The 7963-nt window shown below is 68.0% G+C and carries 8 protein-coding genes; 4 read left to right on the top strand and 4 right to left on the bottom strand.

All coding sequences use genetic code 11. The features are described from left to right. Positions 1-194: 194 nt before the first annotated feature. The 3 genes from rimO to OSC30_RS13785 all read left to right on the top strand — a co-directional run bounded on the left by rimO (position 195) and on the right by OSC30_RS13785 (position 2831). Positions 195-1532 carry a 30S ribosomal protein S12 methylthiotransferase RimO gene (rimO, locus tag OSC30_RS13795; protein ID WP_267172446.1) on the top strand — a complete coding sequence of 446 codons (1338 nt, stop codon included), beginning with the start codon at positions 195-197 and terminating at the stop codon, positions 1530-1532. A gap of 6 nt (positions 1533-1538) precedes the next feature. Continuing rightward, positions 1539-2342 carry a DUF3025 domain-containing protein gene (locus OSC30_RS13790; RefSeq protein WP_267172445.1) on the top strand — a complete coding sequence of 268 codons (804 nt, stop codon included), beginning with the start codon at positions 1539-1541 and terminating at the stop codon, positions 2340-2342. Positions 2343-2426: 84 nt separating this feature from the next. Continuing rightward, positions 2427-2831 carry a YidH family protein gene (locus OSC30_RS13785; RefSeq protein ID WP_267172444.1) on the top strand — a complete coding sequence of 135 codons (405 nt, stop codon included), beginning with the start codon at positions 2427-2429 and terminating at the stop codon, positions 2829-2831. 19 nt (positions 2832-2850) lie between these two features. Here the strand turns inward: OSC30_RS13785 and greB are convergent, their stop codons facing one another. Together greB and OSC30_RS13775 are read right to left on the bottom strand one after the other, a co-directional pair. Continuing rightward, positions 2851-3360 carry a transcription elongation factor GreB gene (gene greB / locus OSC30_RS13780; protein WP_267172443.1) on the bottom strand — a complete coding sequence of 170 codons (510 nt, stop codon included), beginning with the start codon at positions 3358-3360 and terminating at the stop codon, positions 2851-2853. After that, a complete protein-coding gene (locus tag OSC30_RS13775) occupies positions 3357-4859 on the bottom strand; it encodes a helicase HerA-like domain-containing protein (RefSeq protein ID WP_267172442.1) in 1503 nt (500 codons plus the stop codon). The genes greB and OSC30_RS13775 overlap by 4 nt, the downstream gene beginning before the upstream one ends. A 142-nt stretch (positions 4860-5001) precedes the next feature. On the opposite strand from OSC30_RS13775, the gene OSC30_RS13770 reads away from it, so the two are divergent. Then, positions 5002-6483, top strand: a complete 1482-nt coding sequence (locus tag OSC30_RS13770; protein ID WP_267172441.1) for a lytic transglycosylase domain-containing protein — start codon at positions 5002-5004, stop codon at positions 6481-6483. Positions 6484-6564: 81 nt separating this feature from the next. On the opposite strand, the gene OSC30_RS13765 is transcribed toward OSC30_RS13770, so the two are convergent. Together OSC30_RS13765 and asd are read right to left on the bottom strand one after the other, a co-directional pair. After that, positions 6565-7017 carry a hypothetical protein gene (locus OSC30_RS13765; RefSeq protein ID WP_267172440.1) on the bottom strand — a complete coding sequence of 151 codons (453 nt, stop codon included), beginning with the start codon at positions 7015-7017 and terminating at the stop codon, positions 6565-6567. An 88-nt stretch (positions 7018-7105) separates the two neighbouring features. Then, on the bottom strand, positions 7106-7957 hold the full coding sequence (asd, locus tag OSC30_RS13760; RefSeq protein ID WP_267172439.1) for an archaetidylserine decarboxylase: 852 nt from the start codon (positions 7955-7957) through the stop codon (positions 7106-7108). Positions 7958-7963 lie beyond the last annotated feature (6 nt).

Raw genomic sequence — 7963 nt, 5'->3', positions numbered from 1 at the left:
GGCCAGATCGATTGCAATGGTCGTAATCTTGCTCATGACTCGCCCTCCGCATGTGACGGTGAAAGCGTTATCTCACCGCTGGCGCCATGACGCCTAAGTGCGCGGGGGCGAGTCCATGTGATTACGGTCGCATGCTGCCCGACCCTTCGTTCCTCTATAATTAGGCGTTTACCTGGCGCTTCCCGGTACCACCCATGTCGCAGGCTTCCCCCAAGATCGGCTTCGTCAGCCTTGGCTGTCCCAAGGCGCTGGTCGATTCCGAACGCATCCTCACCCAGCTGAAGGTCGAGGGGTACGAGATCGTGCCCAGCTACCAGGCGGCCGATGCGGTGGTGGTCAATACTTGCGGCTTCATCGATGCGGCGGTGCAGGAATCGTTGGACGCCATCGGCGAGGCGCTGCACGAGAACGGCAAGGTGATCGTGACCGGCTGCCTGGGCAAGCGCTCTGAGCTGATCCGCGAGGCCTATCCGGAAGTGCTTTCGATCAGCGGCCCGCAGGACTACGCCAGCGTGATGGGCGCCGTGCATACGGCCTTGCCACCACAGCGAAACCGATTGCTCGACCTGGTGCCGGACACCGGCATCAAGCTGACCCCGAAGCACTACGCGTACCTGAAAATTTCCGAGGGCTGCAATCACCGTTGCAGCTTCTGCATCATCCCCTCGATGCGCGGCGACCTGGTCTCGCGGCCGGTCGACCAGGTGCTGGCCGAGGCCGAGCGGCTGGTCAAGGGCGGCGTCAAGGAGCTGCTGGTGATCTCGCAGGACACCAGCGCCTACGGCGTGGATCTGAAGTACGCCGAACGCGAGTGGCGCGGCAAGGCTTACCGCACACGCATGACCGAGCTGTGCCAGGGCCTGTCCGAACTGGGCGTATGGACGCGCCTGCATTACGTCTACCCGTACCCGCACGTGGACGAGGTGATGCCGCTGATGGCGGAGGGCAAGATCGTTCCGTACCTGGACATCCCGTTCCAGCACGCCAGCCCGCGAATCCTCAAGCTGATGAAGCGGCCGGGCAACATCGACCGCACACTCGAGCGCATCCGCGCTTGGCGCGCGGCGGTGCCGGACATCACGCTGCGCAGCACCTTCATCGTCGGCTTCCCGGGCGAGACAGACGCCGAGTTCGAGGAACTGCTCGACTTCCTGCGCGAGGCCGAGCTCGACCGCGTCGGCGCCTTCGCGTTCTCGCCGGTGGAGGGCGCACGTGCCAACGAGCTGCCCGATCCGGTCTCCGAGGAGCTGAAGGAAGACCGGCTCGAGCGCTTCATGGCGGTGCAGGCGGAGATCTCTGCCGCCAAGCTGCAGCGCAAGCTTGGCCGCACGCTGACCGTGCTGGTCGACCAGGCCGGCACCGAGGGCGCGGTGGCGCGCTCGGCGGCCGACGCGCCGGAGATCGACGGCGTGGTCCACATCGCCGACGGGCAGGCGCTCAAGCCCGGCCAGTTCGTGCAGGTGGTGGTCGAAGGCGCGGACGAGCACGACCTGCACGCGCGCCTGGCGCAGCCGCTGCTCAAGGTCGTGTAACTGTCCATGCGTTACGTCGCGCCGGCGCGCGGGGCGGTCGACGCGGCTGTATTCGAACGGCTGCCGCTGGCCGGATGGAATGCCTACGCCGACCTGTTGCACGGGCCGGACTGGCCTTCGCTCGACGCGCTCAACGCGCATTGGCCCGCGGGTGCGCATGAGCGCTTCGCGGCGCAGACGCCGATGCTGCTGGCCGATGGCCGCCACTACGAACAGCGCATCGCGGAAGCCGGCGCCATCGCCACCCGGGATCGCAACTGGCACGACCTGTTCAACGCGCTGGTCTGGCTGCGCCATGCGCCGCTCAAGCGCGCGCTCAACGCGCAGCAGGTGGCCGAAATCGCGCAGGTGGGACCGAAGCGGCGCAGCCGTCCGCAGTGCGCGCTCACGCATTTCGACGAGGCCGGCGTGATCCTGCTGCTGCGTGACCCGGCATTGCTGGCACCGTGGGACGCCCATGACTGGCACGGGTTGTTCTGGCGCCAGCGCGCGGCCTGGCTGGACGGCTCGCTGGAACTGGCGGTGTTCGGCCACGCCCTGCTCGAGCACGCGCTGACGCCGGGCCGGCTGTTGGTCGGAAAGGCGATCGCCGTAGTGGGCAGAAGCGGCATCGACGCGGCCTACGCCCGCGTGGCCGAAGCCATTGCCGCCGGGCATCTGCTGCGTGATCCGCAGGAGCTGCGGCCACTGCCTCTGTCGGGCTTGCCGGGTTGGCACGAAGAAAACGAAGGCGAGGCGTTTCACCGGGAGACGGAATGCTATCGGCCGCTGCGTGCGGGGCGGTGTTATCCGGCGCCGCTCGTGATGTAGGCGCAGCGCGATCTCCCCACCCCACGACGCCTTGACGCCGCCCGCCGCACAGTGGCGCTCCCGTGGCGCACCGTGGAGTCCCGCGTGATCCCCCGCTTCAACGACCACGCCGCCAACGAGCGCACGTATCTCGCCTGGGTGCGAACCGCGATCGCCGTGATGGCGTTCGGCTTCCTGGTCGAGCGGTTCGACCTGTTCCTCACTTACGCCTCGCAGGATGCGTCCCGCGCCGCGCACAAGCTGCACATGCATCTGCGCCTGACCGAGTGGGTCGGGCTGCTGCTGATCGTGTTCGGTGCGCTGATCATCCTGCTTGCCTCGGCGCGCTTCCTGCGCAACCGTCGCGACATCGCGCACGAGCGGATGGAGGACTATTCCGGCCCGGTCGGCGAGAAGCTGCTGGCGGCGATCCTGGTGCTGCTGGGCCTGTTCCTGGTCGTGTACGTGGGCCAGGAACTGGCGGCGTTGGGTTCGCAGCCGGACCTGTGACCGATTCGATGCGGCTCAGTCAGGGCGTGGGCGCGTAGTCCACCGCGACCACGGCAAAGCGTGTGCGTCCGGCCGGAAGCTCGGCCTCGAACTCGTCATCGACTTTCTTCTTGAGCAGCGCGCGGGCCAGCGGCGAGTCGACGCTGATCCAGCCACGCTTCGCGTCGGTCTCGTCGGGGCCGACGACGCGGTAGCGCACGGACTGGCCGCTATCGACATTCTCCAGTTCCACGCTGGCGCCAAAGAACACCGTTTGACGGTCGGCCGGCATGCCCTCGGCCACCTTCAACAGCGGAATGCGCTTGCTGAGGTAGCGCACGCGGCGGTCGATCTCCCCGAGCTGTTTCTTGCGATAGGTGTACTCGGCGTTTTCCGAGCGGTCGCCTTCGGCTGCGGCGGCGGCCAGCGCCTTGACCACCTCCGGGCGCAATGTGTGCCAGAGATGGTCCAGCTCCGCCTTGAGCCTTTCGAAACCCTCCCGCGTGACGATGGCGGTGGAGGAGGGGGCGGGCGGGCGCCAGCGGCTCATCGACGCCGTCCGCCGAACAGGCCGCCGAGCACGCCGCGCAGGATCTGGCGGCCGATCTGGCTGCCCATGGTGCGCACCACCTGCTTGCCCATGGTTTCGATCATGCCCTGCCGGCGCCTGGTGCCGAACACGGCATCGTGCACGGCGCCGCCCCAGGCGTTGTCGTCCGCCGGGGTCGGCGGCGGATCGGCGGCGACCACGCTCGCGTCGGCGGCCTTGGCATCGGCGCGGCGGGCGAGCATTTCCGCCGCGGACTCGCGGTTGACCGGCGTGTCGTATTTGCCGCCGACGGGCGAGCGCTGGCGTACCGCGGTGCGCTCGGCTTCGGTGATGGCCCCGATGCGACAGCGCGGCGTGGTGACCAGCACGCGCTCGACCGGGCTGGGCACGCCGCCTTCGCGCAACGTCGAGGCGAGCGCCTCGCCCACGCCGAGCTGGCCGATCGCTGCGGTCACGTCCAGCTTCGGATTGGGCGCGAAGGTTTCGGCGGCGGCGCGCACGGCTTTCTGGTCGCGTGGAGTAAACGCGCGCAGCGCGTGCTGGATGCGGTTGCCGAGCTGGCCGAGGATGTCCTCAGGCACGTCGTCCGGGTTCTGCGAGCAGAAGTACACGCCCACGCCCTTGGAGCGGATCAGCCGCACCACCTGCTCCACCCGTTGGCGCAGCGCCGGCGGGCAGTCGTCGAACAGCAGGTGCGCCTCGTCGAAGAAGAACACCAGTCTGGGCAGCTCCTGGTCGCCCACTTCCGGCAACTGCTCGAACAGCTCCGACAGCAGCCACAGCAGGAAGGCGGCGTAGAGCTTGGGTTCGAGGACCAACTGGTCGGCCGCCAGCACGTTGATCACGCCGCGCCCGCTCATGTCCTGGCGCAGCAGGTCAGTCAGTTCCAGTGCCGGCTCGCCGAAGAAGCCTTCGCCGCCGGCCTGCTCCAGCGCCAGCAGCGAGCGCTGGATGGCGGCGATGCTGGTGTTGCCGATCAGGCCGTAGTGGCCGGAGATGTCGCGGGCGTTTTCCGCCGCGAAGGAAAGCAGCGCGCGCAGGTCGGTCAGGTCCAACAGCAGCCAGCCCTGGTCGTCGGCGACCTTGAATATGACCTCCAGTACGCCCTGTTGGGTGTCGCTGAGCTGCAGTACGCGGCCGAGGAGGGCAGGCCCCATTTCGCTGACGGTAGTGCGCAGCGGGTGCCCGTGCTTGCCGTAGAGATCCCAGAACACCACGGGGTTGGCCTGCGGCTGCCAGTCCGTGAGGCCGAGCCTGGACAGGCGCGCCTGGAGCTTGTCGCCGGGCTCGCTCGCCGGCAACGCCAGGCCAGCCAGGTCGCCCTTCACGTCGGCCAGCACGCAGGGCACGCCCAGCCGCGAGAAACCTTCGGCCAGCACCATCAGCGAGACGGATTTGCCGGTGCCGGTGGCACCGGCAACCATGCCGTGGCGGTTGCCGTAGCGTGATTCCAGGCTCACCTCGGCGGTGTCGTTGCGGCCGATCAGGATCTGGGACATCTGGCGTGCTTCCATGGCTCGGACGGCGGATTGTAGCCGGGCCGATCCAGGTCGCAGTTCGCGTGTTCTGGCGGGCTCTGCGGTTTCGGCATCGCGGCTGCATGCGTTATGGTGAATGTATTCCCGTCGTCAAAGTTTCGTCATGCCGTTGTCTACTCTTGCCCATCGTTTCCGCCTGGTGCCGCTGGCTGCCGGGCTCGTCCTGCTGACCGCCTGCGCCACCGGCGGCGCCAACCGCACGAACACGCCGGTCAACACGCTCTACGACCAGCTCGACCAGGCCAGCAAAGGCTACGAGACCGCGCTGCAACAGGCGCGTGAGGGCGACGACCAGGCCTCGGAGCAGACCCTGAAGGACGCGCTGGACAGCCTCAAGCAGTCCGCGGCGCGCTGTGGCCAGACGCCCGGTTGCGATCCGCAGCGCTTCTTCTCGGTGTTCGATCGCCTGCTGCGCCTGAAGGACGGCAGCTTCTTCGCCGGCGACGATCTGGACACGGTCGGCGAGGAAGGTCCCGACCAGACGGTGGACGGCGCGCCGGGCGGCGCCGCGGCGCTCCCGCAGGCGCAGCGCAGCGTGACGCTGCTGCGCGGGCACAAGCTGTCCGAACTGATCGCGATGAACGGGGCGGTCAAGGCAGCTCTGGAGATGTGGTTGACCCAGTGGCGCTCCTACCTGGTCAATACCTGGGTCAACTACCAGTACATGCGCTACGAGATGTATCCGCAGTACGAGAAGGCCGACCTGCCCGAGGCGCTGCTGTTCGGCATCATGGCCAAGGAATCCCACGGCAAGGTGCATGCGGTGTCGCGTTCCGGCGCGGCCGGCCCGCTGCAGTTCATGTACGCCACCGGGTTGCGCTTCGGCCTCAACAGCGACCATGGCTTCGATACGCGTTTCGATCCGGCCGAGGCCACCCGCGCCAACGCCGAGTACATGGACGAGCAGCTGAAGGTGTTCAACGACAACCTCGAGCTGTCGCTGGCCGCCTACAACGGCGGCGAGGGCCGCATGCGCCGACTGGTCGACGGCGACACCGGCGTGAGTTTCTACGATCCGAAGATCTACAACCGGCTTTCCCGGGAAACCCGCGAATACGTGCCGGCGGTGCTGGCGGCGGCGTGGCTGTTCCTGCATCCGGACAGCTACAACCTGAATTTCCCCAAGATCGACGGTGCGCCGGGCCACATCACGCTCAAGCGGCCGGCTTCGCTGTCGGAGCTGACCATCTGCCTGGGCTCGGCGCAGGGCATGGACGATGGCTGGTTCCGCACGTTGCGCAATCTCAATCCGCGGCTGAACCCGCAGGATGCGCAGCCGGTCGGCACCGAATTGCAGGTGCCCAAGCCGCTGGAGGCGACCTATGCCTCGCGCTGTGTCGACGGGCCGTGGCCGATCCTCGCCAGCGACCTGCATTCGGCGGTGGTGCCGGAAATCGTCAAGCCCAAGCCGAGCCGCACCGTGCGCCCGCACTCGCGCTACACCGTGCGCCGCGGCGACACGCTGCTGGGCATCGTGCACAAGCTGGGTTGCTCGGACGTGCGCGAGCTGTCCGACATCAACAACATCAAGCACCACCGGATCCGTGCAGGCCAGGTGCTGCGGCTGCCGGCTTGCCAGCGCTGAAGTGCGGCCGGTGGGCTGAGGCCCACCCTACCAAAGCCAGGTGAACCCGTAGGGTGGGCTTCAGCCCACCGGGCCCTTGCGTCAGGCAGCGGCGCTGGGCTGCATCCAGCTCTCGACCACGTCCTCGCGCTCGCGGCCGGCGGCGCCGTGCAATTCCTTCAGCTCGCGGACCACGCGCAGCAACCGCCGATGGCGGGCGCGCACGAAGGGGTAGGGCGAGTCCTTGGTCTCGTGGTAGGCCACCGCCAGCCACAACGCGATGCCGCGCAGCACCACCTCCGGGTTGTCCGAGCAGGCGCGGGTGAAGCCGGTGGCGGTGCCGCGGCCCCATGGCAGGTAGCGCTGCTGCGGCGGCGTGCCGTAAAGATGCGGAAATTCCCTGCGCGCGGCCTGGCCGATCTCGCGCAGGGTCAGCAGGCTCAGCCGCGCGCGGGCCGCGCCGGGGAGCGTGTCCAGGTTCTTGCCGATGCGACGGAACTGGCGTTCCAGCTGCTGGCCGCGCACGAACGCGATGAGAAGGACGATCGATCGCATGGGTACTCCCCGGAGCCTTTGACGGAGCGGAGCATAGCCATGCGTAACGGTCGAGTACGCCTAAAACGTCACAGAATGACGCTTTGCGTCAGTCGACGGGCAGCGGCCGGCGGCCGAGCCGTTGGCCGAGTTTCACCGTCTGCTGGGGTTTGAGCTCGTCCAGCTCGATCATCCCCGGCGGCAGCAGCAGGATCACCGTCGAGCCCATGTTGAAGCGCGCCATTTCGGCAAAGCGGGCGAGGGTGATGTCCTGGCCGGCGAACGACTTGCTGCGGATGTGCGAGGCGTAGGGCGGGATCACCAGGCCGTCCCATACGGTGGCGACCGAGGACACCAGCACCGCCCCGACCATCACCGCCACGAACGGCCCCTGCGGGCCGTCGAAATGGCATACCAGGCGCTCGTTGCGGGCGAACAGCCGCGGGATCGCCTCCACCGCGAACGGCGCCACGCTGAAGATGCGACCGGGCACGTGCACCGTTTCGCGCAGCGTCCCGCCCAGCGGCATGTGCACCCGGTGATAGTCGCGCGGTGACAGGTAGATGGTGAGGAAATCGCCGTTGCGATAGGGCTCGGCCGCGGCGTCGTCGCCGAGCAGTTCGGCGGCGGTGTACGACTGGCCCTTGGCCTGGAAGATGCGGCCGTCGACGATCCGCCCGGCCTGGCTGATGCGGCCGTCGGCAGGGGAAATCAACGCCGTCGGGTCGGCATCCTCGCGCCGCGCGTGCGGCTTGAGCTTGCGGGTGAAGAACGCATTGAAGTGCTGGTAGGCGAACGGATCCGGCTGCGCGGCCTCGTCCATGTCCACTTTGTAGCGGTGCACGATCTGGCCGATCAGGAAGTTCTTCCACGGCCGCCAGGTCCAGCGCGTGGCCCAGTAGACCACCCGCGACAGCGCGCGGTGGGGGAGGAGGTATTGGACGAGGACGGCGAAAGTCATCCTGCC

The sequence above is a fragment of the Frateuria hangzhouensis genome (assembly GCF_026410505.1).
Lineage (GTDB): Bacteria > Pseudomonadota > Gammaproteobacteria > Xanthomonadales > Rhodanobacteraceae > Frateuria_A > Frateuria_A hangzhouensis.
Note: the sequence above shows the minus strand (reverse complement) of the source record. Positions and strands in the feature narration are given on the sequence as shown.